The sequence below is a fragment of the Bradyrhizobium sp. CCBAU 53351 genome (genome assembly GCF_015291745.1).
Lineage (GTDB): Bacteria > Pseudomonadota > Alphaproteobacteria > Rhizobiales > Xanthobacteraceae > Bradyrhizobium.
The window spans coordinates 6,453,349-6,478,908 of the sequence record NZ_CP030059.1; the positions used below are offsets into that span (position 1 = coordinate 6,453,349).

The 25,560-nt window shown below is 64.1% G+C and carries 25 protein-coding genes; 5 read left to right on the top strand and 20 right to left on the bottom strand.

Going from position 1 to position 25,560, the window contains the following annotated elements; all coding sequences use genetic code 11:
• Positions 1–4: 4 nt before the first annotated feature.
• The 12 genes from ftsH to XH83_RS30740 form a co-directional block, all read right to left on the bottom strand.
• The gene (gene ftsH / locus XH83_RS30685; RefSeq protein ID WP_097659839.1) at positions 5–1,930 is read right to left on the bottom strand and encodes an ATP-dependent zinc metalloprotease FtsH; all 1,926 of its coding nucleotides are present in this window, start codon (positions 1,928–1,930) and stop codon (positions 5–7) included.
• A 288-nt stretch (positions 1,931–2,218) separates the two neighbouring features.
• A complete protein-coding gene (tilS, locus tag XH83_RS30690; RefSeq protein WP_194404337.1) occupies positions 2,219–3,277 on the bottom strand; it encodes a tRNA lysidine(34) synthetase TilS in 1,059 nt (352 codons plus the stop codon).
• Positions 3,278–3,353: 76 nt separating this feature from the next.
• The gene (gene ybgF, locus XH83_RS30695; RefSeq protein WP_194404338.1) at positions 3,354–4,397 is read right to left on the bottom strand and encodes a tol-pal system protein YbgF; all 1,044 of its coding nucleotides are present in this window, start codon (positions 4,395–4,397) and stop codon (positions 3,354–3,356) included.
• Between the two features lie 202 nt (positions 4,398–4,599).
• Positions 4,600–5,088: a peptidoglycan-associated lipoprotein Pal gene (pal, locus tag XH83_RS30700; RefSeq protein WP_151647458.1), complete on the bottom strand. Its 489-nt coding sequence runs from the start codon at positions 5,086–5,088 to the stop codon at positions 4,600–4,602.
• 331 nt (positions 5,089–5,419) lie between these two features.
• On the bottom strand, positions 5,420–6,154 hold the full coding sequence (locus XH83_RS30705; protein WP_194404339.1) for a hypothetical protein: 735 nt from the start codon (positions 6,152–6,154) through the stop codon (positions 5,420–5,422).
• Between the two features lie 192 nt (positions 6,155–6,346).
• Complete coding sequence (locus XH83_RS30710; protein ID WP_194404340.1) at positions 6,347–8,677, bottom strand: bifunctional diguanylate cyclase/phosphodiesterase; 2,331 nt, start codon at positions 8,675–8,677, stop codon at positions 6,347–6,349.
• Positions 8,678–8,916: 239 nt separating this feature from the next.
• Positions 8,917–10,266 (bottom strand): Tol-Pal system beta propeller repeat protein TolB, encoded by a 1,350-nt coding sequence (gene tolB, locus XH83_RS30715; protein WP_194408453.1) that lies wholly within the window; start codon positions 10,264–10,266, stop codon positions 8,917–8,919.
• Positions 10,267–10,307: 41 nt separating this feature from the next.
• Positions 10,308–11,270, bottom strand: coding sequence for a cell envelope integrity protein TolA (locus XH83_RS30720; protein WP_194404341.1), 963 nt, complete (start codon positions 11,268–11,270; stop codon positions 10,308–10,310).
• A 3-nt stretch (positions 11,271–11,273) separates the two neighbouring features.
• Positions 11,274–11,723, bottom strand: a complete 450-nt coding sequence (tolR, locus tag XH83_RS30725; protein WP_028152217.1) for a protein TolR — start codon at positions 11,721–11,723, stop codon at positions 11,274–11,276.
• A 43-nt stretch (positions 11,724–11,766) separates the two neighbouring features.
• Entirely contained in the window at positions 11,767–12,483 is a 717-nt protein-coding gene (tolQ, locus tag XH83_RS30730) for a protein TolQ (RefSeq protein WP_018641591.1), read from the bottom strand.
• Positions 12,484–13,018: 535 nt separating this feature from the next.
• Positions 13,019–13,276: a hypothetical protein gene (locus XH83_RS30735; protein ID WP_194404342.1), complete on the bottom strand. Its 258-nt coding sequence runs from the start codon at positions 13,274–13,276 to the stop codon at positions 13,019–13,021.
• 128 nt (positions 13,277–13,404) lie between these two features.
• The gene (locus XH83_RS30740) at positions 13,405–14,172 is read right to left on the bottom strand and encodes a serine acetyltransferase (protein WP_194404343.1); all 768 of its coding nucleotides are present in this window, start codon (positions 14,170–14,172) and stop codon (positions 13,405–13,407) included.
• 319 nt (positions 14,173–14,491) lie between these two features.
• Between XH83_RS30740 and XH83_RS30745 the strand changes: the two genes are divergently transcribed.
• The gene (locus tag XH83_RS30745; RefSeq protein ID WP_194404344.1) at positions 14,492–15,652 is read left to right on the top strand and encodes an acyl-CoA desaturase; all 1,161 of its coding nucleotides are present in this window, start codon (positions 14,492–14,494) and stop codon (positions 15,650–15,652) included.
• An 88-nt stretch (positions 15,653–15,740) separates the two neighbouring features.
• Here the strand turns inward: XH83_RS30745 and XH83_RS30750 are convergent, their stop codons facing one another.
• From XH83_RS30750 to XH83_RS30780, 7 genes are all read right to left on the bottom strand, one after another.
• Positions 15,741–16,442 carry a peptidoglycan-binding protein gene (locus XH83_RS30750; protein WP_194404345.1) on the bottom strand — a complete coding sequence of 234 codons (702 nt, stop codon included), beginning with the start codon at positions 16,440–16,442 and terminating at the stop codon, positions 15,741–15,743.
• A 106-nt stretch (positions 16,443–16,548) separates the two neighbouring features.
• Positions 16,549–17,442, bottom strand: a complete 894-nt coding sequence (locus XH83_RS30755; protein ID WP_194404346.1) for a peptidoglycan-binding protein — start codon at positions 17,440–17,442, stop codon at positions 16,549–16,551.
• Positions 17,443–17,794: 352 nt separating this feature from the next.
• Positions 17,795–18,280 carry a DUF2852 domain-containing protein gene (locus XH83_RS30760; protein ID WP_194404347.1) on the bottom strand — a complete coding sequence of 162 codons (486 nt, stop codon included), beginning with the start codon at positions 18,278–18,280 and terminating at the stop codon, positions 17,795–17,797.
• Between the two features lie 118 nt (positions 18,281–18,398).
• Entirely contained in the window at positions 18,399–19,151 is a 753-nt protein-coding gene (locus XH83_RS30765) for a TetR/AcrR family transcriptional regulator (RefSeq protein ID WP_194404348.1), read from the bottom strand.
• A 127-nt stretch (positions 19,152–19,278) separates the two neighbouring features.
• Complete coding sequence (locus tag XH83_RS30770) at positions 19,279–19,644, bottom strand: YciI family protein (protein WP_194404349.1); 366 nt, start codon at positions 19,642–19,644, stop codon at positions 19,279–19,281.
• A gap of 59 nt (positions 19,645–19,703) precedes the next feature.
• Positions 19,704–20,108 carry a YciI family protein gene (locus XH83_RS30775; RefSeq protein ID WP_194404350.1) on the bottom strand — a complete coding sequence of 135 codons (405 nt, stop codon included), beginning with the start codon at positions 20,106–20,108 and terminating at the stop codon, positions 19,704–19,706.
• Positions 20,109–20,217: 109 nt separating this feature from the next.
• Positions 20,218–20,583 carry a nuclear transport factor 2 family protein gene (locus tag XH83_RS30780; protein ID WP_194404351.1) on the bottom strand — a complete coding sequence of 122 codons (366 nt, stop codon included), beginning with the start codon at positions 20,581–20,583 and terminating at the stop codon, positions 20,218–20,220.
• A 314-nt stretch (positions 20,584–20,897) separates the two neighbouring features.
• Between XH83_RS30780 and XH83_RS30785 the strand changes: the two genes are divergently transcribed.
• From XH83_RS30785 to XH83_RS30800, 4 genes are all read left to right on the top strand, one after another.
• The gene (locus XH83_RS30785; protein WP_194404352.1) at positions 20,898–22,562 is read left to right on the top strand and encodes a PAS domain-containing methyl-accepting chemotaxis protein; all 1,665 of its coding nucleotides are present in this window, start codon (positions 20,898–20,900) and stop codon (positions 22,560–22,562) included.
• A gap of 189 nt (positions 22,563–22,751) precedes the next feature.
• Positions 22,752–23,540 (top strand): SDR family NAD(P)-dependent oxidoreductase, encoded by a 789-nt coding sequence (locus XH83_RS30790; RefSeq protein ID WP_194404353.1) that lies wholly within the window; start codon positions 22,752–22,754, stop codon positions 23,538–23,540.
• A 113-nt stretch (positions 23,541–23,653) separates the two neighbouring features.
• Positions 23,654–24,088: a hypothetical protein gene (locus tag XH83_RS30795; RefSeq protein ID WP_194404354.1), complete on the top strand. Its 435-nt coding sequence runs from the start codon at positions 23,654–23,656 to the stop codon at positions 24,086–24,088.
• 538 nt (positions 24,089–24,626) lie between these two features.
• Positions 24,627–24,998: a hypothetical protein gene (locus tag XH83_RS30800; protein WP_194404355.1), complete on the top strand. Its 372-nt coding sequence runs from the start codon at positions 24,627–24,629 to the stop codon at positions 24,996–24,998.
• Between the two features lie 121 nt (positions 24,999–25,119).
• Here the strand turns inward: XH83_RS30800 and XH83_RS30805 are convergent, their stop codons facing one another.
• Positions 25,120–25,533, bottom strand: a complete 414-nt coding sequence (locus XH83_RS30805) for a VOC family protein (protein ID WP_194404356.1) — start codon at positions 25,531–25,533, stop codon at positions 25,120–25,122.
• Positions 25,534–25,560 lie beyond the last annotated feature (27 nt).

Consider the following 25,560-nt stretch of genomic DNA (forward strand, 5'->3'; position numbering starts at 1 on the left):
GCGATTACGCCTGCGGCTGCGGCTCCAGGCCGGGATCCGCATCGGGCCGCGGGCGCGGCGACTTGCCGGCCGGGGGCACCGCGGAGGCGCGCGGCGTGGTCGGCTCGAGCACGGATTCGCGGTTCGGCTTCTTGCCCTTGAGCAGATCGACGATCTCGTCGCCGCTCAGCGTCTCGAACTCCAGCAGGCCCTTGGCCAGCGCCTCGAGGTCGGCATGCTTCTCGGTGAGGATCCGGGTTGCTTCCTTGTAGCCTTCCTCGACCAGACGGCGGATCTCGGAGTCGATCTTCTGCACGGTCGCCTCAGAGGCGTTCTGCGTCCGCGACACCGACATGCCCAGGAACACCTCGTCCTGGTTCTCGCCGTAGGAGACCGTGCCGAGCTCTTCCGACAGGCCCCAGCGCGTCACCATCATGCGGGCGAGGCGCGTGGCCTGCTCGATGTCGGAGGCGGCGCCCGAGGTCACCTTCTCGCGGCCGAAGATCAGCTCTTCGGCGACGCGGCCGCCCATCATGATCGCGAGGCGCGAGGTCATCTGCTCCAGAGACATCGACAGCTTGTCGCGCTCGGGGAGCTGCATCACCATGCCGAGCGCACGGCCGCGCGGGATGATGGTCGCCTTGTGGATCGGATCGGTCGCGGGCACGTTGAGGCCAACGATGGCGTGGCCGCCCTCGTGATAGGCCGTCAACAGCTTCTCTTCCTCGGTCATGACGAGCGACTTGCGCTCGGCACCCATCATCACCTTGTCCTTGGCTTCCTCGAACTCGGCCTGCGTCACCATCCGCTTGTTGCGGCGGGCGGCGGTGAGCGCGGCTTCGTTGACGAGGTTCATCAGGTCGGCACCGGAGAAGCCCGGGGTGCCGCGCGCGATGGTCTTGAGGTTGATATCCGGCGCCAGCGGCACCTTGCGAACGTGGACCTTCAGGATCTGCTCGCGGCCGACGACGTCGGGATTCGGCACCACGACCTGACGGTCGAAGCGGCCCGGACGCAGCAGCGCGGGATCGAGCACGTCGGGGCGGTTGGTCGCGGCGATCAGGATCACGCCCTCGTTCGCCTCGAAGCCGTCCATCTCGACCAGCAACTGGTTCAGCGTCTGCTCGCGCTCGTCATTGCCGCCGCCGAGACCGGCGCCACGGTGACGACCGACGGCGTCGATTTCGTCGATGAAGATGATGCAGGGCGCATTCTTCTTGGCCTGCTCGAACATGTCGCGCACACGAGAGGCGCCGACGCCGACGAACATCTCGACGAAGTCCGAACCCGAAATGGTGAAGAACGGCACGTTAGCTTCGCCCGCGACCGCACGTGCGATCAGGGTCTTACCGGTGCCGGGAGGGCCGACCAGCAGCACGCCGCGCGGAATGCGGCCGCCGAGGCGCTGGAATTTGCCGGGGTCGCGCAGGAATTCGACGATCTCCTGCAGGTCCTGCTTGGCTTCGTCGACGCCGGCGACGTCCTCGAAGGTGACGCGGCCATGCGCTTCGGTCAGCATCTTGGCGCGCGACTTGCCGAAGCCCATCGCCTTGCCGGCGCCGCCCTGCATCTGCCGAGACAGGAAGATCCACACGCCGATCAGCGCGATGAACGGCAGCCAGGAGACCAGCAGCGAGACGAACCACGGCACGTTGTCGCCGGGCGGCTTCGCGGTGATCTGCACCTTGCTGTCATACAGGCGCTTCACCAGCGTCGGGTCGTTCGGCGCATAGGTCTGGAAGCTGGAGCCGTTGGTGAAGGTGCCGTGAATGTCAGGCCCCTGGATCACGACGTCGCGCACATTGCCGCGGTCAACTTCGCTCAGCAGTTGCGAGAAGGCGATGTCCTGCGAGGAGGCTCGCTGACCCGGATTCTGGAAGAGCGTGAACAACGCCAACAGCAGCAAGACAATGATGACCCAGAGGGCGAAATTGCGCAGATTGGCGTTCATCGATCTTCCTTCGTGGTCGCGCGGATCGCGGCCTGATCCTCGGGCGGTTATTTTAGGCCGTACGAGGAAATCCCCAAGGAATCCTCTCGGTTAGACGCATACAATTTAGGTGCCGCCCCGGTCGCTGCCAAGGGAACGAGATGGGACTATTTAGCCCATCTTAGAGCGATTCCCGCTGAAATAATGGCGCTTGAGGCGGGGTTTTTCCTGCCTGGTTAAGGTGTCCTGACGCTGCGGGGCCGAAATGGCCGGTGTCATGATCCGACTTCATGCGGCCCTCGGGGCCTTTCATGCGTCCTTGCGCCGCCGGGCCGGCGCCGGCGCGATCTGGATACGCCCGCCAGCGAGGCTGATCAAGGCTCCCGCAAGCGTCTGCCTCATGGCTGGCCGGCCATTTGAGGCTGCGCGAGGAGGTGCGGCGATGGCCTGATCGAGCGCCGCCAGGAGGGTTTCGACCTTGCCGAGTTCCGCAGGACCTTCATGCCCGAGCGCGTTGATGGCCCGCAGCAGGAGCCGCAGCCGCACCTCGTCCGGCAGGGCGGCAAAGGCCGAAGCCTCGAAGCTTCGCGCCCCCACCTGCGGCGCTTCGCCGCGATCCCGCAAACGGAGGAAGCGCTCGGCGCCGTCGGCCAGCACCTCGACCGCCGCATTGGCCCGCGCCAGCCTCGTCGCAAGCCGCGCCAGATTCCTGACATCGCCTCCCTCGGCCGCGAGAAGCGGCAGCAGCGCGCGCAGCCGCGGCCGGGTGAAGGCGGTGTCGCGGTTGGTGGGGTCGTCGGCGAAACCGATCTTGGCCCGCTTCAAGGTCGCGATCAGCTGCGCCTTCGGAACGTCGAGCAGCGGGCGCGCCAGCACGATCCCGTCGCGTTCCGTCAGCTGCGCCATCGCCGAGAGCCCGGCAAGTCCGCTGCCGCGGAGCAGCCGCATCAACAATGTCTCGGCCTGGTCGTCGCGGGTATGGGCGGTCAGCACATGGCTCGCGCCGAGGGCACGCGCGGCCTCTGCGAGCAGGCGGTAGCGCGCTTCGCGCGCGGCGGCCGGCACTCCCGTCTTCGGCTTGGCCCCGCGCCAGCGCAGGGTCCGGTGCGGCAGGCCAAGCTCGGTGGCAAGCCGCTTGACCTCGCGCGCCTCGCGCGCCGCCTCTTGCCGGAGGCCGTGATCGATCGTGACGGCGGTGAGAACCGGCGCGCGCGCCAAGCTGCGCTGCCAGCGCGCCGCAAGCCACATCAGCGCGACCGAATCGGGGCCGCCTGAGACGGCGAGCACCAGCGCCGGCGCGCTTCGCAGGCCGGCGAAGAGCCGCCTCGCCTCGCGTGCCGAGATCGGAGAATTGTCGTCGTCTGACATGACGCTGCCCAGCAATCGCCAGCGAATGGCAGGCGCAATCTAGCGCAGCACCAACCGCGTTGTCAGGACCCAGGCGTCAGCACTTCACCCGCTTCTGCTCGCGGTCGACGGCGGCTTTGACGCCGGCGGAGGCGCGCGGATATTTGCGGCCGACCTCGCCGAAGGCGGCGCAGGCGGCCTCCTTCTCCTTCAGCGCGGCGAGCGACTGGCCGAGCCGCAGCAGCGCATCCGGCGCCTTGGCCGATTTCTCGTATTTGGTGGTGACGGCGAGGAAGGCTTCCGCGGAGTCGCGATATTGCTGGCGCTGGAAATAGCTCTCGCCGAGCCAGTATTGCGCGTCCCCGAGCAGCGGATCGCTGGGATATTTCTGGGTGAAGTTCTTCATGGTCTGCTCGGCGAGCGCATAGTCCTTGCGCTGCATGTAGCCGATGCCGAGGTCGAACTCGTCGCGCGGCGTTGCCGAGGGCGGCAGCGTGGTCAAGGCCGGAGCGCCAGCTTGTGGCGGATAGCCTTGCTGGGCGGGCGGATAGCCGGGCTGGGCCGCCGGCGGGGCGGCCTGCGGCTGATAGCGCGGGCTGGTGTTGGCGAGATCGAGCGGCTCGCCGGCGTTACGCCCGCCCGGAGCTCCTGCCGACATCGGCTGCTGGCCGCCCCCGAGCGCGCGCGGCGCGCCGGGCGCATTCGGATTCTGGCCGGGGTCGAAGGCATCGCCGCGGCGGCTCTTGCCGGGGGCGCCGGGCGCCGGCTGCTCCTGAACGATCGGCGCGGGAGATGCGACCTGCGGCTGCTCGTAATTCGGCTGCACGGCCTGCTGCTGCGGCTGGCGATAGCCCGGCGCGACCTGATTTGGTGCGATGTGGGCGGGCGGCATGGCCGCGACATTGGGCGCCTGTCCGGGTGCGGCCTGCGCGCCGCCTTCGAGCGCCCGCAGCCGCTCTTCGAGCTGGCGGTTGCGGTACTGCAGCTCCTCGTTCTGGCCGGTGAGCTGGCGCAGCTGGTTCTCCAGCCGCTCGATCCGCATCTCGGGATCATCGTCCGTCTGCGCGAATGCAGGCGAGCCCAAAGAGAGCAGCGTGGCCATCGCCACGGTGCCGGTAAAGACCTTAAATCTGGATGACATCTTGCCCTGACGACGAAAGCGAAATGGCCTGCGACGGAACATGCGACGCGCCACACATTGAAGGGGAGTACGCCAAAACTGTGACAGGCACCACGGGGTTTTAGGTCACGGATTGCTGAAACGAAACCGGCGCCCGAGAGGGCGCCGGCATGATCGGTTTCTGAAGATGAACGGCGCCTGACTGAGTGTCAGTGTCCCGGTATCAGGAGCTCGCGTTCAGCACGGTGACGGCGCGACGGTTCTGCGACCAGCAGGAGATGTCGTTACAGACGGCGACCGGCCGCTCCTTGCCGTAGGAGATCGTACGCATGCGGTTCGGATCGATGCCGCGCGAGGCGAGGAACGACCGCACCGACTGGGCACGGCGGGCGCCGAGCGCGATGTTGTATTCGCGAGTGCCGCGCTCGTCGGCGTGACCTTCGATGGTGAAGCTGTAGCGCGGATAGCTCTGGAGCCACTGCGCCTGCTTCTCCAGGGTCACGATCGCCTGCGGGGTCAGATCGGTCTGGTCGCTTTCGAAGAACACGCGGTCGCCGACATTGACCACGAAGTCCTGCTGGCTGCCCGGCGTTGCCGCATTGGCCATCGCATCCGTCGCAGCATTCTTGTTGGCGCAGGCGCCCATCGACAGCGCGATTGCGACCACTGCCGCCAGCTTCAATCCCTGGAGGATACGCATAGGATATTTCATTCCGGAGCCTCCACGCTCACGTTCGTCCACTGCTGTCCGGTCTACAGGGGGTTGGTTAAGCGAACGTTCCGTCAACCTTGACGGAACCTTGCCTCAGCCGGTCAAATGCCCCCAACCAGCGAAAAGCACCCGTCATGGTTAATGGGTTGTAAATGTGGCGCGAGGGTGAAGGCAAGCCGGGCCCGTCAGCAAAAACGCCGCCTTTTGCCGGAATTTTGGGTGGAGGGTGTGGTGCCGGTGGGCGACATGCCGGCACCCGGCTCATGGCCAGGTCCTGCCCTGAGGCCTCTTTCGGATCCCGGCGGGGATCCAGGACCGGGCCGGCACGGTCTCAGGCGTGCGCGGCGTCCGCCAGGTCGGCCACGAGCACCGGCCGCTGCGGCACCTGACGCTGGCCGCCGCGTCCGAACAGCATCCGCCGCTCGAAAGCGGTCGACCGCATGATCGGATAACGCTCGAACACCTTCTTACGGAAGGTGGGGAAATCCGCCGCCATCAATCCGAACGGCTTGGTGAGGCCGGGAACCAGCCGCGGCTCGGCGATGGTCTCGTGCAGGAAGACCCGCCGGTAGAAGGCCTGATGCTCGGAACGCACGATGGCGAGGCCGAGATCGGCATTGAAATGCTCGCAGGCCATGTAGGCGAGACGGGTCGTCAGATAGGGCAATTCCGGAACCCGCTTGACCTGGTCGGGATCGGCGACGAAGCGGGTCGGGTCGATCATGACCTCGCCGCGGTCGAGCCGCGGCAGCAGGATGTCCGGGAAGACGTCGGCCGAAGTGGATTCGCGCCATTCCGACGTCAGCACGCTGATGCGCACCGAGCTGCAGAGCTCGCCATGGAGATAGACGCCGAAGGTCCACGCGTTCGGCAGCTCGTCGTAGCGGTCGGTGACCCTTTGGTCCGCAGACGGCTTGACGGCGCCTTCCCTCAAATAGGCGCGATAGCGGAGATTGTAGATCTCCTCTTTCTCCGCCGCGGTTTCCGCAAGGTGATAATCGACGTCGGTCAGGAGTTCTGCTCCTCGTCCAACAGCCGAAATGACAGATCTGGCTGAGGACTGCATTCCAACTCCCTTACCCACAATCACGCCGCGGTATTCGAAGGTCTTTCCTGCAAGACAACTTGCGCGCGCGTGGGAATTTATTAACACCTTCTTAACAAGCTTGCAAAGCAATCGAAGGGTTAGGGTTAACCCCCGTAGCACTACGGTGACCCTGCAACAGCGTGAAATGATGAGACGTTTCGGGAAATGGACTTAAGCGATAGAGCGCGAGCCGACGACCTGAAGCTGGCCTTCGCCGCGCCGTCCATGCGAAGCGTTGAGCAGCTGGCGCATCCGCACGGCAGGCACCGGACGGCTGAACAGATAGCCCTGCGCCTCGGAGACGGTGCCGTCGGCGCTGATCAGATCGAGCTGCTCGTTGGTCTCGATGCCCTCGACCACGACGGACATGCCGAGATCGGCGGATAGCCGCGCCACGCCGCGCAGTAGCGTCAGCGGGCGGTCGGTGTCGATGCCCTCGAGGAAGGAGCGATCGATCTTCACCTTCTGCATCGGGAAATTGTGCAGATAGCTGAGGCTGGAATAGCCGGTGCCGAAATCGTCGAGCGAGATGCGCACGCCGAGCGCATGCAATTGCGACAGGATGTCGTGGGTGAGCTGGGTGTTGCGCAGCAGCGAGGACTCGGTGATCTCGATCTCCAGCCGATGCGCCGGCAGGCCCGACACTTCGAGCGCGTAGCGGATTTCGCTCAGGACGTCGCGCTGGTGGAATTGCTGCGGCGAGAAGTTGACGGCCACGCTGACGCCCTCCGGCCACTTCATGCATTCCATGCAGGCGCGGCGCAGGATCCAGCGGCCGAGGTCGACGATCAGGCCCATGTCCTCGGCGACCGGAATGATGTCGACCGGCGAGACCGTGCCGCGCACCGGATGGTTCCAGCGCAGCAGCGCCTCGCAGGTGGTGATCTTGCCGGACTTCAGGTTGACCAGCGGCTGATAGAACAGCTCGAACTCCTCGTTGGCGAGCGCCTTGCGCAGATCGAGCTCGAGGATGCGGCGCGCCTCGACGGTCGCCGCCATCTCGTCGCGGAAGAAGCAGAAGGTGCCGCGGCCATCCGCCTTGGCACGATACAACGCCATGTCGGCGTTCTTGAGCAGCGTGTCGGCGCTGACGCCCTCCGGCGAGGTCAGCGCGATGCCGACGCTGGCGCCGATCTCGACGAGGTGATTGTCGATGCGGTAGCGCTCGCTCAGCCGCTCGACGATGCGGCGGGCAAGCGCGGCGGCGTCCTCGGGCGAAGCGATGTCCTGCTGGAACACGACGAACTCGTCGCCGCCGAAGCGAGCGACGAAATCGTCGGGACGCAGCATCTCACGCAGACGATTGGCGACGGCGCAAAGCAACTGGTCGCCACAGGGGTGACCGAGCGTGTCGTTGACCTGCTTGAACTGGTCGAGGTCGACAAAGAGCAGCGCCGAAAGCCGCTCGGCATGATGCGAATTCTTCAGCAGCCGCTCGATCTCGTCATGGAAGCTGACCCGGTTGGGCAGCGCCGTGAGCTCGTCGTAACGGGCCAGATGGCTGATGCGGGCTTCCGCATTGGTGCGTTCCGTGATGTCTTCCAGCAGCAGCACCGTGCCGCCGCGGGACATCGGCTGGAACGTCCAGGACAGCGTGCGGCCGCGCGAGGAATCCGGATCGGCGGTGACGATCTCGCAGACCCGCGCATGCTCGATCTCAGCCAGGATCTGGTCACCGCTCTCCGCCGAGATCGATCCGGCGGAAACGCAGGCCGACACGATGTCGGCGGCCGTGGCGCCGCGCTTGACGAGATCCTCCGGCAAGCTCATCAGCTCGCCGAAGCGGTGGTTCATCACCGCAAGGCGGCCGTCGGCGCGGAACATGCACAGGCCGTGCGGCATGTTGTTGAGCGCGGTGTCGAACTGGCTCGCCAATGCGGATTCGCGGAAGCTCGAGGTCAACGCCTTGACGAAGATCGCGTGCAGGCTGAGGTTGATGTTCTTGAGCCCGATGAAGAAGAACACGAGCAGGACGGCAAGACCGATGTGATAAAAGCCGCCGTGCAGCAGTAGAGCGAGCGACATCGGACCGCAGGCCAGCGCGACGTGCCACTGGATGACACGGGGCTGCCCGTAATTGCGGGCGGCGCCGCCCGCGGTGTAGCCGATGCCGATGGCGACGGAGAGCATGTCGGCGACCGGATCGTTGTTGTTGTAGATGACGACGAAGGCCCACACGCCGAGCACCGCCGCGTAGCTCAGCGCGCCGATCCAGTAACGCGGCTCCAGATGCTTGGCCTCTTCGAACGACAGCGGCTGGGTGCGGTTCTCGTATCCGCGCATCTGGAAGGCACGCGCGGTGCCGATGGCGATCAGCAGGAATGCGATCGGCCACAGAAGCACGTCGCCCGTCTTTAGCGCAGTCATCACCGCGGCCACGGCCGCGGAGGCCGAGCCGAGGAAGATCGCCCAGAAATTCTGCACCATGGAGTTGATGAGAGCGGCGAAGAGTATCGGCTCCAGCTCGTCTCGATCACTCTGCTTCTGGTCGGCCAGTTTCATTGGCTTGTTACGCGTCCTGTTTGGCGCGTACTTTTACTCAAGCCATATGAAGTCTTTCTGAGGGAACATCGTTAAAGTCGAGTTGTTTTTCGGTAACGGCGAACCGATTTTCGCTTAAATATCAAGCAACTGGGCAAGCCTTGCCGGGCGCAAGGTGAAGAAAGGATTGCTTTCCTCACCGAATGCCAAGAATCGATGCACTTTTCTTCGAAGAAATCGCGCGTTGCGAACGCGCGAGTCTATTGACCTGCCGTCGAGGACAACAGCGGCGACCAGGCCGGGTCTGAGGCGAAGCCCGGCGTCGGCACCTTGAGTTCGTTGCGACCGGAGATGTCGACGCTGTACAGCGACGGCCCGCCGTTGCCGCCGGGATCGCGGAAGAACATCAGCACGCGGCCGTTCGGCGAGAAGGTCGGACCTTCATTGTGGAAGCCGGAGGTGAGCAGCCGCTCGCCAGAGCCATCAGGCTTCATGACGCCGATCGAGAACTGCCCGCCGCCTTGCCGGGTGAAGGCGATGTAATCGCCCTTCGGCGACCACACGGGGGTCGAATAGCTGGCGTTGGTGTCGTCCTTGGAGAACGAGATGCGCTGCGCCTGCCCCCCGCCCGCCGCCATCACGTAGATCTGCGACCGGCCGCCGCGATCGGACTCGAAACAGATGCGGGTGCCGTCCGGCGAGTAGGACGGCGAGGTGTCGATCGCCGGCGTGTCGGTGAGGCGCGTGGTCGAGCGCGAGCGCAAATCCATCACGAACAGGTTGGAATTGCCGCCCTGCTGCAGGCTCATGATGACGCGCTGGCCGTCCGGCGAGAAGCGCGGCGCAAAGGTCATGCCGGGGAAGTTGCCGACGATCTCGCGCTGGCCGGTCTCGATGTTGAAGAGATAGACCTTCGGATCGCCCTGGCCGAACTCCATGTAGGTGATCTCTTGCGAGTTCGGCGAGAAGCGCGGCGTCAGCACGAGATCGGAGCCGCGGGTCAAATAGCGCACATTGGCGCCGTCCTGGTCCATCATCGCGAGCCGCTTGACGCGGCGCTCCTTCGGGCCGCTTTCGTCCACGAACACCACGCGGCTGTCGAAATAGCCCTTCTCGCCGGTCATCCGCTCGTAGATCTGGTCGGAGATGATGTGGGCGATCCGGCGCCAATATTCCGGCGAGGTGAAATATTGCTGGCCGGCGAGCTGCTGGCCGGTGACGACGTCCCAGAGACGGAATTCGGCCTTGAGCCTGCCGTCCGGCTGGCGCGTCATCCGGCCTGTGACCAACGCCTGTGCGTTGATGGTCTTCCAGTTCTGGAATTGCGGCGCGACGTCGATGTTGCTGATGCGCTCGATGAAGGCGGCCTGGTCGATCGGCGCGAACAGGCCCGAGCGTTTCAGGTTGTTGGTGATGACCTGTGTGACGCCATTGCCGACGTCGCCGTCGGAGGGCGAGCCCGGCACAAAGCCGGAGATCGCGATCGGGATTGGCTGGAATTCGGTTGGATCGATGCGAAGGCGCCCCTGCTGGGTCTGGCCAAAAGCATGCCCGCCCCCGAGCATCGCGAGCGTCGACCCCGTCAGGGTCATGAAGCGGCGGCGGTTCATCGATCGGACGTCATTCATTGCAAAATTCTTTTGTTCGGATGTCACAACATATCTTTCAGGCCGAAAGTCATCGGGATGAGCTTCCAGCTGTCGTACTGCTGCTTCGGCAGGAACGAATAGACCTGGCACTGCACGATGGCGCGCTTGGCGCTCTCGGCGACCGCCTGGGCGATCGACCGCGAGGGCCCTCGCACCGCGACGATGATGGGCTCGGAGGCGAGAGAGCCATCGACCTTCATGGGAATGTCGATGTCGGCTTCGTAGAGATTGGCGTCCTGCCCATTATAGGTCGGCGTGAAGCAGCGCTTGACGGCGCCCTGGAAGGCGCCTTGCCAGGTCGCAACGTTGTTGGCGGAAGTCCCTGTCGCTGCCCCCAGCGAGGCTGACGCATTCAGCGCCGAGCCGGTCTGCTCGTGCCGGGTCGCAGCGCGCTTGTCGAGATCGCGCTGGATCTGCGCGGGATCGAAGCTGCGTTCCTTGGGCTTCGGCTGCTGCTGCTGTGGCTGCACCGCCGCAACCTTCTGCTCCACGGGCTTCGGCGGCGGCTTCTTCGTCTCCAGCTTCTTCTGCAACTCGGCGATCGGATCTTCCTTGGCCGGATCAGGCTTCTTTTCCTGCGGCTTCGGCTCTTCCTTCGGCTTCGCCTCAGCCACGGGCTTCGGCGGCTCGGGCTTCTTCTCCACCGGCTTCTCGACCGGCTTCGGCGGCGGCTCCGGCTGCGAATTGGTCTTGATCAGCTCTTTCTTCTCGGTGACCTTGCCGACCGCGTCTTCCTCGGGCTTCGGCTCCGCGATCTTCTCGACCTTCGGCTTCGGCTCTTCCTTCTTGCCGGTCTTCTGTCCCGCCATCATCTTGGCGAGTTGATCGGTGGAGATGATGTCGACCGGCAGCGACTCTTCCGGCGCGATGTAGGCCTTGCTGCTGAAGGTGACGAGCCCCCATCCCAGCACGAGGACGTGGAGGGCGATCGACGCAACGAGTGTCTTGTCGACGTTCACCTTCACGGCTTACCCCTGATCCGCTTCCGTGACGAGGGCGAGCTTCTTGAAACCGGCGCCGGACAACAGGCCCATCACCTTGGCCACCGTGCCGTAATCCGCCTTCTTGTCGGCGCGCAGATAGATGCGCTCCTCGAGCCCGCCGCGCGCGTCCGTGATCGCTTTGAGCTTGGGGATCAGTTCGTTGATCGCGATCTCGGCATCGTTGATGAACACCTTGCCCTTGATGTCGACCGACATCTGGATCGGCTTCTGGTCGTTGTTTTCGAGGCTCTTGGCCTGGGTCTGCGGCAGGTCGAGCGGCACGCCGACCGTCAGCATCGGCGCCGACACCATGAAGATGATGAGCAGCACCAGCATCACGTCGACCATCGGCGTGACGTTGATCTCGGCCACGACCGGCTTGCGCCGGCCTCGGCGCCCGCCGCCGCCGGACGAACTCGCAACGTTCATCGCCATGATCGCGTGCCCAAATTGCCCTTCACACTATACATGCCGCCCGTCAGCCCCGCTCGTCGATCTGACGCGACAGAATGGCGGAAAATTCATCGGCGAAGCCCTCCAGCCGCTGGGCCTGCCGGTTCACCTCGGACGTGAACTTATTGTAGAAGATAGTGGCAGGAATGGCGGCGATAAGGCCGACGGCGGTCGCAAACAGCGCCTCCGCGATGCCGGGCGCCACCACCGCCAGAGAGGTATTTTTCGACGCCGCGATCGACTGGAAGCTCGACATGATGCCCCAGACCGTGCCGAACAGGCCGACGAAGGGGCCGGCGGAGCCGACCGTTGCCAGCACCAGCAGGCGGCGCTCCAGCCGCTCGACCTCGCGCGCGATCGAGACGTTCATGACCTTGTCGATGCGCATCTGCAGGCCCGCGACCGAGCGGGCGTGGCTCTCGAACGAGCGCTTCCACTCGCGCATCGCCGCGACGAAACAGGCCGCCATCGAATGCGTCGGCTTGGCGGAGAGCGTCCGATAGAGCTCCTCGATCGACTCGCCGGACCAGAACGCCTGCTCGAACCGGTCCATCGAGCGGCGGGTGCGGGCAAACAGGAAGATCTTGTCGATGGCGATCGCCCAGACCCAGACCGAGCAGGACAGAAGTCCCAGCATCACCGCTTTCACGATCCAGTGAGCCTGCCAGAACAGCGCGATCAGCGACACGTCCGCGGAAGCGGCAACCGGAAGGGCTGACTGAGCCACGTCGGCCGGATTCATAAGCAGTATCCTCTCAAGGCGATCGTTACCCGATGTGCCGGCCAGCAAATGGCTGCCGGTTCCCCAATGGGCCGCGTCAGAACCGGCGCGGCCGGCAAGCCCGCTCAAAGCCTTGTCTTTCTGGGGTGCAGGGGCTCATCCAAAGCGGCCGTCTGCATTCCCTGCCAAGATGTCAAAACTATGGGCCTTTGGCCCCGGGCCTTGACGGGGCTCGGCTGCGGGCTTTGGGCGCGACTGTCCGCCCTTACCAGAGCCCGGCGTTGGTTAATGCCGGGTTACCAGAGGTGAATTAGGCCGCGGGAAAGGTAGGCGGCGTAGGCGGTTGGGGGTGGTGGGCAGGCCCGGCCCGTGTCCCGGTTCGACCCGAGGAACCACGCCCACCCCGGAAAATTGTCCCGAAAATCACTTTCCGCCAATCGCAGCGACGTGGCCCGGGGTTACAGGCGGCGCTGCCGGCGCAGGCTGAACGCATACAGCCAGCCGCCAGCGGCGATCGCCACGGGCAGACCGAAGAGGGTGAAATCGCGCAGCAGGATCACGGGTCAAGACCCGCTTCGGCGAATGAGACCGCACGCCTGAGCGCGAAGGCGGCGAGTTGATAGAGGGCGCCGCTGAGAAAGAGGTGCCAGGCACCGCCGTCTACGAACTCCTGATAGGTTTTGACCTCTGTCGGCCATCCATTGAGGAATGCAATCGCGAGCGGCAGCCAGCACCCGAACCGCTCGAACCGGTCTGAGGCACGCGCGAACAGAGCGATGCGCTGCCTGGTCTCCTTGCATTCAGCAATGGTCATGGCCCTACCCGTCGGCACAGGCGAAAAAGGCGCCGTTGCGGCTTGGTCGGATCTCGTCGCGACCAGGTTCTATGGGGCGCACGTTTTCAGACGGGCACCGGGATCACGACGTCGCCATTGGAGGCGTGTCAGGCCGCCGAGGCGGGCTCGGGGCAGTTGGTCAATCGTGCGGGATTTCCGACCGCGGTGCAGCCGCCAGGAACGTCGGAGGTCACGACCGTATCGGCGCCGATCCTGGCGAAGTCACCGATCCGGATATCGCCCAGAATGGTCGCGCCGGCGCCGATGAAGACATGGCGGCCGATGCGCGGCGAGCGCGGCGGCAGTTCGTCGTTGCGGCCGATGCTGACGTTCTGCAGGATCGTGACCTCGTCGCCGATCACGACATCGGCGCCGATCACGATGCCCGTGGCGTGATCGAGATAGACGGACGCGCCGATGCTGGCGGCCGGATGAATGCTGACCTGCAGCACGTTCGACGCCTCGTTCTGAAACAGGAGCGCGGCATCGCGCTGGTCATGGCGCCAGAGCCAGTTCGAGACGCGCCAGGCCTGCAGCGCGACATAGCCCTTGAAATGCAGCAGCGGCGCCAACGGGCCGCTGATGGCGGGATCGCTGCGCACGATGGCCAGCAAGTCGCAGCCCGCAGCTTCGATCAGTTCCGGCGAGGCGTGAAACGCGTTGCGGGCAAACGCTGCGAAGCGCGCCTGCTCGGCGAGGTTGCCGCCAAGCCTGCGCCCGATCAGATCGGCCAGAGTCGCGGCAAGACTCTCATGCACGAGGATGGTCTCGGCCAGCGACTTGCCGAAGACGGGATCGGATGCAACCGCACGCTGCGCCTCGTCGCGAATCTTCTGCCAGAGGCGATCGTTCGTCGCGGTCACAGCTGGCGTCATCGCCGCCTCCGGTGCTTGGGTACTTGCTCCACATCTCGAAATATAGGCCGTGGGCAGCCCGCTCGCCACGCCGCGAGCACGGCGCGCGACCCGAGCACCATGCCGCAGCTCCCCGTGAGGCTACGAGCTTGCATGCCAGGCATCCACGCCCATATAGTCCGTCGAATGTCCGGCCGACGCTGCTTTGGCCGGGACGCCCACGTCAAGCAGCTGGTTCAACCCCGCGGTGGTCCGCCATCCGCGGGTTTTTCGTACCCGGTGGCTCGCAGTGCTGCCGACACGAATCCCGGATCCCCGTTACCTGAGGTCACGCCAAGACATGTCGCCTAACGCGCCCGCCGACGACCACCACGACGACGTCATGTACCCCTCCGCCATACCGTTCGTGCTGGTTCATCTCGGCTGCTTTGCCGCCATCTGGACAGGCGTCACCTGGCAAGCCCTGGCGATCTGCGCTTCACTGTATGTCGTGCGCATGTTTGCCATCGGGGCAGGCTACCACCGCTATTTCTCGCATAAGGCTTTTGCCACCGGCCGGGTGTTTCAGTTCGCTCTAGCCTGCCTTGCGCAAAGCACTGCCCAGAAGAGCGTGTTGTGGTGGGCCGCCAAGCATCGCCACCATCATCTGCATTCCGACACCGAGCTGGACGTGCATTCGCCGCGTCAACGCGGCTTCCTGTACAGCCATGTCGGCTGGATCTTCTATCGCGAGCACGATGCGACCGACCTCGTGAAGGTCGGCGATCTTACGGCCTATCCGGAGCTGTTGTGGCTGCATCGGCTCGAGCTGCTTCCGGCCTTCGTGCTTGCAGGACTCTGCTTCCTGGTTGGGGGATGGTCGGGCCTGGTGGTCGGCTTCCTGTGGAGCACGGTGCTGGTCTATCACGCGACCTTCTGCATCAATTCGCTCGCCCACGTTCACGGGCGCAAGCGCTATGTGACCGGCGATGATTCCCGCAACAACTGGCTGCTCGCGCTCCTCACCATGGGCGAGGGCTGGCACAACAATCATCACGCCTACCAGAGCAGCGTGCGACAGGGCTTTCGCTGGTGGGAGATCGACGTCACCTATTACGTCCTGACAATGCTGTCGTGGTTCGGTATCGTCTGGGACATGAAGGCACCGCCCGAACAGGTGCTACGCAACGAGCAGCCGCTCGGCGCCCGGGTGATCAATCGCGCCGCCCGCGAGCTGGCCGGACGGTTCGATGCACAGGCTCTCGCGCACGCGATCTCGTCGGCGCTGCACCGGGCCGACCTCGCCCAGCAATTGCCGACGCTGCACGACATCCTCAATCGCGCGCATGACGGCGTGGACGCGCTGACCCACCTGCATCTGCCGAAGATCCCGACCCGCGAAGAGTTTCTCACGGAGGCCAAGGCGATCTTCGCGCGGACGCGATCGCTCAACGAGATCGTTGATCACGCCTACGAGCACTTCCTGGCTTCGGTTCGGTCGCAGCTAGTGACAGTGCGCTGAACCGTTTCTCAGGTGAAGCAGCTCGGTGCCGGTGCTGCTGCCGGCGCGTGCGTCGTACGCGCCGGCAACTGAAAGAACTGCGCCAACCCTAGAGCTCGACCTTCAAGCGCTTTGCCGTCTGAGGCCCGACCTGGCCGTCGACGACGAGTCCCTTGGTCGCCTGAAACGCCGCGACCGCCGCCACCGTCAGGTCGTTATATTCACCGCCGATCGGCCCCGGATTGAACCCCAGCTCCTTCAGGGCGCGCTGAATATCGCGAACCACGGACGCCTTCATGCCCGGGCGCCCGAGCGCATAGAGCTGGGTCGGCTCGGCCACATCGAGATCTTCACCCGCCTCCCCGTACGTGAAGTTTGGGAGAAAGACGCCAGTATCCCAATTCCGGCCCGACACCTTGCCGCGACGGACGCCATAGGCCGTGCCCATCGCCTCCACGGTGCCTCCCTTGCCGTCACATACGACGATGTGGCCCATCATGCCCGGTCCGGGCGGGTAGCGAAGCAGAATGCCTCCGACCGTTGCAGCGGCCTGCTGCCACGGAACGCGCTTTCCAAGTCTCTGCGAGTCGCTCTTCCAGGCGCCGGTATAGGCCTCGACCGTTGCGGGATTGCCGTCGTCATCAACGCAGCCGTACAGTTTTTCGCCGACCTGATACACCAGCCAGGACATGAACTCCGCACAGTCCCATGGACCGTGCCAGTTCTTGTTGTTCTTCGGCACGCAGACGTTGACGTATTTCTCGCCGATGCGGGACTCGGCCAGCTTCAGCATCTTTTCGCCGTCAGTCATGCTATTTCCCTTCTGCGTGATCAAATTCGCTAAAGTTCGGCCCTCAACATCGAGACATCCATCTGCGAAGCTCCGGCGAAGCTCGCATGTTAAAGGCGACGAGCGCTCAAGCGCGCTCTGAAGCAGTCCTTGCGTTCAAGCGGAGCTTCAGCGCCGCCAGCGTGACCATGCCGGCATTTCCATCGACCGGTATCTTGGCCTGGCGTTGAAACCACGTGACGGCCTTCTCGGTGGCAGGACCATATCGTCCGTCCACGACAAGCGCCGGGTCGGCGCCAAGATCGTTCAGGGCCTCCTGAAGCTCGCGCGTTTCATCCGAAGTAGCCGCGGCTTTCCAGGCCACCTGGTTGGCGCCGCTCTTGCCGATTGCGCTCCACACGGTTTCGAACAGCTCCGTGCGACCGCTGAGGCCGTTGTAGCCGCCGTTGATGATGCGCGTGATCGTGCGGATATCGTTCTGATCCGCGCAAGCGTTCAGTCCTCCCTCGTTCCATTCGTGAAGTGCGGGAAGGAGAGATGCTTCGGGTGCGACGATCAGGTCCGGATCATTGTAGAAATCCACGCCTGCAAGGTTGCCCATGCGCAGATAGTTGGCGCCGCCCGTCGTCTGCATCAGGCCGCCGCCGCGATATTTGTACCCGTCTCCGGGCTTGGTGTTGCCGAGCTCCTTCGCCTTCTTTGGATTCCCCAGCCCGTAGACGCGCTCGGCCAGAGCGCGATCATTGTTGAGATATTGATCGACCTCGTCGGGGCGGATGGCCGCGGTGTGATTGCCGACGCCGAAAATCTCGAGGAGGCGCGCTGCCGTCTTGTATTTGAGGTTCTCGAACAGGACCGTACCGCGGCCCGTCTCGTAGAGCGCCTGGGCGAGGAAGTGCGAGATGCGCAGGGGTGTGTTGATCTTGAAGCGGTCGAAGATGTCGTCGCCGTCTTCAAAGGCCTTGAGATAATTGGGATAGCAGCGAGGGGCCACTTTCCGAACGATCGATACGATCCGCACGAAAATACTCCCGAAATATTCAGCCAAATATCATCGCATGAAACGCCCCGAGGTTACGCGCGGCACCCTCTGGTTGCAAGAGCTGATTCAATTTCGGGGCGAGCCGGATCGCCGCAGTCGGCGGCATGAGAGGTGGTTGCCCGGCCAATGATTACGGTTGCTGTCGTGCGTAACTACAACCCGTCGTCCGGACGTCGTCCGAACTCCGCTCCTCCTCTTCGCGCGCGGAGAATCGAAAGCAGATCCTCAAAACCAAACCGCCCGCCTGCGGGTTGCGCAGACGGGCGGCTCGGGGCCATCAGGACTTTGGGGGCATGCGCCTGAAGGCTTTGAGAGATGTCAGGCTTGAAGGTCAGCCCTGCTGCTGATCGGTCGGCGGCGGGGTCGGACGCGTCTTGTGCTGCGCCATGAACTGGTCGAACTCTTCCTTGTCCTTGGCGTGACGCAGACGATCGAGGAAGTTCCTGAACTCGACCTGCTCCTCTTCGAGGCGCTGCAGCGTCTCAGAGCGGTATTCGTCGAAGGCGCGGTTGCCGGAGGACGGCGGGCCGAAGCCAAAGCCGAAGCCGCGGCGCTCCATGCGGCCGCGCATGCGGTCCATCTTGTACTGCATCTTTTCCATCTTGTTCTGCCAGCGATCCTGGTGGCTCCAGCACGACATTCTTCTGCTCCCGAGTGTGAAAAAGAGAAGGGCAAGTCCGATCGGCCACCAGATGATGAAGCCGAGGATGGTCACGGCGATCCAGCCGGGATGCCAGGGCGTATCGAGCATATGGGGGCGCTCGTAGTTTTGGTCCGAAGGGCCGCGCCAGCGATTGACATCAGCGGTGTAGGCCATTTCCTTCTCCATGACGGCATCAGCCGTTGTGAATGTAAATAACATTTACATAGCTAGACCATCCCGCGATTTTGTCAAGCTGGCTGCAAGACACGCCCGCGTGATGATCTGCGTAATTTTATTTCGGCTTGCCCCAAGGACCGCCTGGCGAGCCGCCGGGCGGCATGCCTGAACCGGAGGACGCCTCCGGTGGCACCGGCGGCGGCTCGGCGCTCTTGGCTGGCGGACGGCGATCGGTCGGGAAGCCGAGACCGCGCAGATAGATCAACACCTCGGCTTCGAGCAACTCGTCCGGCGACATCGGCAGTTTTCGTCGCGCGGCGTCGCCACGGGAGAACAGCGAGGCGACGCCGTGCGCCATCGACCAGATGTGCAGGGCCATCATCATCGCCGGCGGTCGGGGCATGCCGGGCGGCGCCAGCGCCGCGAGCCGCTCGGCCGCGGCGCGAATGATGTTGAAAGCGCGCTCGCTCGCGGCCTGCAGCGCCGGATTGGCATCGACCGGCAGACCGGACTCGAACATCGCGTTGTAGAAGGCGGGCTCCTCGCGGGCGAAAGCAAGATAGGCCCTGCCGACGCGCTCGAATGCGGTGACCGTGTCGGGCCGCCCGTCGTCCCAGGCCGCGGTCAGGCGCGCCTCGAACTGCTCGAAACCGCGCTGGGCGATCGAGGACAACAGCTCGTCGCGGTCTCGGAAATGCCGATAGGGCGCCGCGGCGCTGACGCCGGCCATGCGCGCGGCGTCGGCGAAGGTGAAGCCGGCCGCACCCTTCTCGGCGATCAGCCCGAGAGCGGCCTGCAGAAGTGCTTCCTTCAGATTGCCGTGATGATAGCCGCGCTCGGCGCGGCGCTGCTCCTTGCGCCAGCTCATGTGAACGACTTTTACATGAGCCGGCGGTGAAGGTCACTAGCGGGAATTGGGCGTGATTAACCCCGTGCTTCCACGGCGATGCCGGGCCGGAGCGACAACATCGCCCGGAATTGGGCTTCGTCCGCAGCTACATCTGCGGAATCGGCAGCACGGGCATGACTTCGATCGCCTCGCCCGGGAAGATCGCAAAATGCGGATGGTTCTCGAACAGTTTTGCGGCTTCCTCCTGCGAGGCGGCGCGTACCACCGTGAAGCCGGTCAGCGCATTGCTGATCTCGGAGATGCCGCGGCCGTCGATCCTGCGGGTCTTGCCGAGCGGGCCCCCCAGCTCGACGATGACATCCTTGTGCTTCTCGACCCAGCCGTGCCAAGCGGCCATGCCCTCGCGCTCCTTTGCCTTCCGTTCCGCCTTGGGCATCGCATGCCAGGCCTTCATCTTCTCGCCACTCATGCTGCCGAGGTAAATGGCGAGGAATCTGTGTTCGGTGCTCATCGCTCTCTCCCTTGTTGATATCGTGATGACGGCCGCGATCTCCTCGCGGCCAATGCGGGCTATGTCTTCAGGTCGCCAAAACCGGCGGCAGCGGCCTGCACGTCAGGCGGAAAGTCGGCCATCTCCTGCACCTGCCGGATCTCGATGATTTCGTTCGGCGAGGCCGGACACCGCCTTGCCCAGGCGATCGCCTCGGCCCGCGAGGCCACCTCGATCATCCAATACCCGCCGAGGACTTCCTTGGCCTCGGCGAACGGGCCGTCGGTGACAATGGGCTCGCCGGTCGCAAACGAAACCCGCGCGCCCATCGACGGCGGATGCAGACCGTCGAGCGTGATCAACACGCCGGCGTCCTTCAGCGCCTCATTGTAGCGCATCATCGCCGCGACCCGCTCGGGATCGAGCTGCACGTCCGGCGGCGCGGTCTCGTAACCGAGCGGGATCATCAGCATCATGAATCGCATGGGGTTCCTCGTTGTTCGTCCTGCCGGGCTGGCGCCCGGGTCGCGCTCGCCTTCAAGACGAACGGAACCTTGTGGAACCGACACGAGAGTGAAATTATTTCGAGGAACCTCAGCGCGGCTGCGGCAAAAACCGACCGTCCTTTCGGGCTGCGCCGAAATAGACCTCAATGCGCCGGACCTTGCCGGCCGCGAAGGTGAAGAACTCCGTGTTGCGAAAACTCCGGCCATCCGTCGCAAGGCAGAGATAAGTAACGAAGGCCTCCTCGCCCCGGACGAAGATGCGCTCGATGTCATGGCGCGCGATCCAGCCGCTGTCGCCCCAGCAGCGCTCGAAATAGGTCGCCTTGTCGAGGTCGTCGTCAAACGGGCTGGTGAAGCGGAAATCGTCGGCCAACGCGTCGGCAACCCGCGGCCGGTCGTTGGCGAGATAGGCGGCGAAGAGGTCTCGGATCAGGCGTTCATGGACGTCGGGCATCAATCGTCTCCGCAGACAAACATCCTATAAAGACGGTTCACGCCTGAGCCTGCCGACACCGCCGGCTATGCGCGGTCACGCGACGCGAAAAATATTTCTCCTGGGCCTCCGTAAAAGTGCGGGTCCGAGTTATGAACTCCGCCGTGCATACAGATCAAAAACACCCGTTAGTTGAAGGAGTTGGGACCGATGCACATTGAATTGCGGAACCGGCGGAGGATTGAGCATGGTTTACAGATGATCAAGAAGAGCCTGCAACTTTCAGTTCGGGATAACGGTATTGCCGATTCGTTTCTGAGCATTGCGGAGCCAACGTGTTTAATTTCCAGAGCAAGAAGATCAGACATGCGATCGCGGAGGTCGAGGCACTCGACCGGTCACAGGCCGTGATCGAATTCGGTCTCGACGGCACCATCCTCGATGCCAATGAGAACCTGCTCAAGATCAGCGGCTACACGCTGGCCGAGATCAAGGGCAAGCATCACAGCATCTTCGTCAGCCCGGCCGAGCGCGACAGCGCGCGCTACCGCGACTTCTGGGCCAGCCTGAACCGCGGCGAATTCCAGACCACGCAATACAAGCGTTTCGGCAAGGGCGGCAAGGAGGTCTGGATCCACGCCTCCTATGCGCCGCTGCGCGACGAGAACGGCAAGGTCATTAGCTTCATCAAGTTCGCCACCGACATCACGGCGTACAAGATCAAGACCATGGAGGATTCCGGCAAGATCGCCGCGATCAATCGCGCCCAGGCCGTGATCGAGTTCAACATGGACGGCACCATCGTCACCGCCAACGAGAATTTCCTTGCCGCGATGGGCTACTCGCTCGACGAGATCAAGGGCAAGCATCACAGCATGTTCGTGACGCCCGAGGACCGCGCGAGTGCGGCCTATGCCGCGTTCTGGGCCAAGCTGAACCGCGGCGAGTTCGAGGCGGCCGAATACAAGCGGCTGGGCAAGGGCGGCAAGGAGATCTGGATCATCGCCACCTACAATCCGATCCTCGACGAAGCCGGCAAGCCGTTCAAGGTTGTGAAGTTCGCGACCGACGTCACCGCGCAGAAGATGAAGGCGGCCGACAATGACGGCCAGCTCGCCGCAATTCAGAAATCGCAAGCGGTGATCGAGTTCAACATGGACGGCACGATCCGCACCGCCAACGAGAACTTCCTGAAGGCGATGGGCTATGCGCTGGCCGAGATCAAGGGCCAGCACCACGCGATGTTCGTCGAGCCGAACGAGAAGAACTCGGCCGCCTACCGCCAGTTCTGGGAGACGCTCAACCGCGGCGAATACCAGGCCGCCGAATACAAGCGGATCGCAAAGGGCGGCCGCGAGATCTGGATCCAGGCGTCATACAATCCGATCTTCGACCTCAACGGCAAGCCCTACAAGGTGGTGAAATACGCCACCGACATCACCGCGCAGGCGATCGGCCGCAAGAAGGCCGACAATGCCCGCGGACTGATCGAGGCGGTTGCCGCCGGCAGCGAGCAGATGAGCGCCTCGATCCGCGAAATCTCCGAGACCATGGCGAAGTCGCGGGAGACCTCCAAGGTCGCGACCACGAGGGTCGAATCCGCGGACACCCAGGCGCAGAAATTGGCCACGGCGGCGCACGCCATGAGCGGCATTGTCGACATGATTTCGGGCATCACCAGCCAGATCAACCTGCTCGCACTTAACGCCACGATCGAATCGGCGCGAGCGGGCGAAGCCGGGCGCGGCTTTGCGGTGGTCGCTTCCGAGGTGAAGAACCTCGCCGGCCAGGCCAAGCGCGCGACCGACACGATCACCTCCGAGATCGACGCGCTGAACACCATCTCCGGCGACGTTGCGAGCTCGCTCAGCGCGATCAAGGTTGCGATCGCCGGCGTCAACGAGTTCATCGCCTCCACCGCCGCCGCGGTCGAGGAGCAGAGCATCGTGACCTCCGACATGTCGGCCAACATGCAGCGCGCCTCGGCAGAGCTGTCATAGGGCGTCGTCTCCGCGGTTTTAGTCCTGTCCTCCTTCGGGGGCCTCTGAAGAAGTGGCCACCGCAGGGGGACGGTTCAAGCGTGAGCGCGCCGCTCCAGCGGCATAAGCTCTTCCTCATCGATACCGAAGCACAGTAAAAGGAGCGGCTGCTCACGCGCGCCCGTTTTTTCGACACAGGACAAATCGCCCATGCCCGCCTCCCCGCAAAAAGTCGCCCTCGTCACCGGAGCCGCGCGTGGCATCGGACTTGCGACCGCGAAGAAGTTCCTGGCCGAGGGCTGGCGTGTGGGGCTGCTCGACATCGAGGGCGAGTTGCTCGGCCGGGCGGTCGCCGGGATCGACCAAAACGAGGTGACGCTGGCGCTGACCTGCGACGTCTCCGACGCAGCTGCCGTGAGCGATGCTATGACGACGATCGAGCGCCGGTTCGGCCGGTTGGATGCGCTGGTCAACAATGCCGGCATTGCCGTGTTCGCACCGCTGATGGAGACATCCGAGACCGATTGGCGCCGCGTGCTCGAGGTCAATCTCACCGGCCCCTTCCTCTGCACCAAGGCGGCCGTGCCCTTGATGCGCGAGGGCCATGGCGGCGCCATCGTCAACATCACCTCGATCTCGGCGGTGCGCGCCTCGACGCTGCGCTCGGCCTACGGCACCAGCAAGGCCGGTCTCGCGCATTTGACCAAGCAGCTCGCGGTCGAGCTCGCCTCGCTCAACATCCGCGTCAACGCGGTCGCGCCGGGGCCGGTCGACACCGCGATGGCCAAGCAGGTGCACACCAAGGAGATCCGCGCGGACTATCACGACGCCATCCCGCTCAACCGTTACGGCCTGGAGGAGGAGCTCGCGGAAGCGATCTACTTCCTGTGCTCGGCAAATGCGAGCTACATCACCGGACAAATTTTGGCCGTTGATGGTGGCTTCGATGCGGCCGGGATCGGCCTGCCGACGCTGCGCGGTCAAAGGCGGAACGGGTAGGTACGGAAATTGTAGGGTGGGCAACGGCGCGTGAGCGCCGTATCCACCACGTGACATTGGTGGACACGGCGCGCTTTGCCCACCCTTACGAAACCGAGCTTGTGGAGTGCTCCATGCGACGCGCTTTCGTCAAAGCCGTGATGCTCGCATCGGCACTTCTTGCGATTTCGCCGGCCGCCGCCGAAATCCGCATCATCCAATCTCCGGGCGGACAGGTCGGACCGTTCCTCGATTTGTTCGAGAAGGTGCGCGAGAGCGGCGAGCGCGTCGTGATCGACGGTCCCTGCCTGTCTGCCTGCACGCTGGTGCTGAGCATCGTGCCGGAGGAACGCATCTGTGTCACCAAGCGTGCCGTGCTGGGCTTCCACGCAGCACGTTCGGTGGACCGGCGCGGGCGCTTTTATGCCGAGCCGGAAGCATCGGTCGCTGTGCTTGCCGCCTATCCTGGCCCGGTCCGCGACTGGATCAGCCGCCGCGGTGGCCTCACCTCGCGGCTGCTCCTGCTCAAGGGGCGTGATCTCGCCGCGATCTATCCGCGCTGCCGCTGACGAATGTGGCAACCGCGCCGCATGTGACGTGAACGAGTTATGTGAACCGCGTCACACCAATGGCATGTGGCTTGCCCGGCGCGAGGCCATACGGCAGGTTCCCTGTGTTCGCACCGAATGTGCGCACCGGGTCTGCTACGCCATCACGCTTGGCTGCCTTCAATAAAGAGTCTGGATCACCGGCCCCAGCTTCATGCTGACGCAGATAAGCATCCCCCACAGGGCAAAATTGATCTGTAGCGCCGCCGCCATCGGTCGCTCCCCTTCCACAAGTGACGTCCACCCCAGCTTTTTAGATTTTATGAGTCACCAATAGCGATTCTGACGTGCACATCACAGCCCAATATTGCGTCAATTGTTGTGCGATGCAGTCCGCGCGGTTTCACGAAGCGGCCTCACTGCTCCCGCAAAGTGATGCGACTCGTTGAGTTCATTCCGCGGCCATGCCGGCCAACTCGTTTGCCTTAAGTTCCATTTCACCGACGCGATGCGAGTTCCCTGTGCGGAGCGTGCGCATTGCGCGAACTTTGGGTCCGGCATGCTGCGACACGGCTTCATCTTGCTCACCTTCTGCACAGCGCTGCTCGGATGTGCAGTCGCACCGGCGCAGGAGCGTCGTCCGATCGCGTGGGATGGCCTTGGCCAAGACCCCAACAAGAGCGCCGCCAACAAGAGCGGCCCTCATAGCGCGAGGCGGCAAGCAGCGAGTCCCGCGCCTGCGGCGAGCGATCCAAATCGGGAACGGGAACGCGTGCTCGGCACCTTGCGGCCCTACTCCGAGGCGTGGTGGGCGGTCCACGACGAGATCGAAGCGGAGAACGACAGGCAGCTCGGCACCAAGCTCGTCATCTGCCCTCGCTGCGTGCAACCCTCGCCGCAAGGCGAGGAGGTGACCGGATCAATCCGGTAAAAGGGAATCGGCCGATCGGCGCGTGACGGAACGACGCTTGCGCCCTGTGACGGCTCCCCGTGTCCCCTCTCCCGCAGCTTTTGGAGAGAGGGGATTTCCAACTCAACCAAACATGCGCGCGTCACATGCCTTCCGCCGGACAATTCACCATCCAGGGAATGCCGAACTTGTCGACGCACATGCCGAAGCCCTTCGCCCAGAAGGTCTTGCTGAACGGCATGGTGACGCTGCCACCGTCGGCGAGCGCGTTGAACTTGCGCTCGCCATCGGCGGGATCCTTGACCGTGAGCGAAATCGAGAAGCCCTGCGGCTTGTGAAAATGCTCCGGCGGAGCGTCGGAGGCCATCAGCATGCTGCCGTCGGGCAGCGACATCCGCGCATGCATGATCGTCTTTTCGCGGCCGGGCGCGGCGGGCATGTCCGGCGGCGCCTCCGAGGCGCGCATCATCGCATCGATCTTGCCGCCGAGAACCTTGGCGTAGAAGCTGAACGCGGCTTCGCAATTGTCCTGATAGAACAGATAGGCATTGAGCATCGTTTCTCTCCTCTTCGTTTGCAGTGA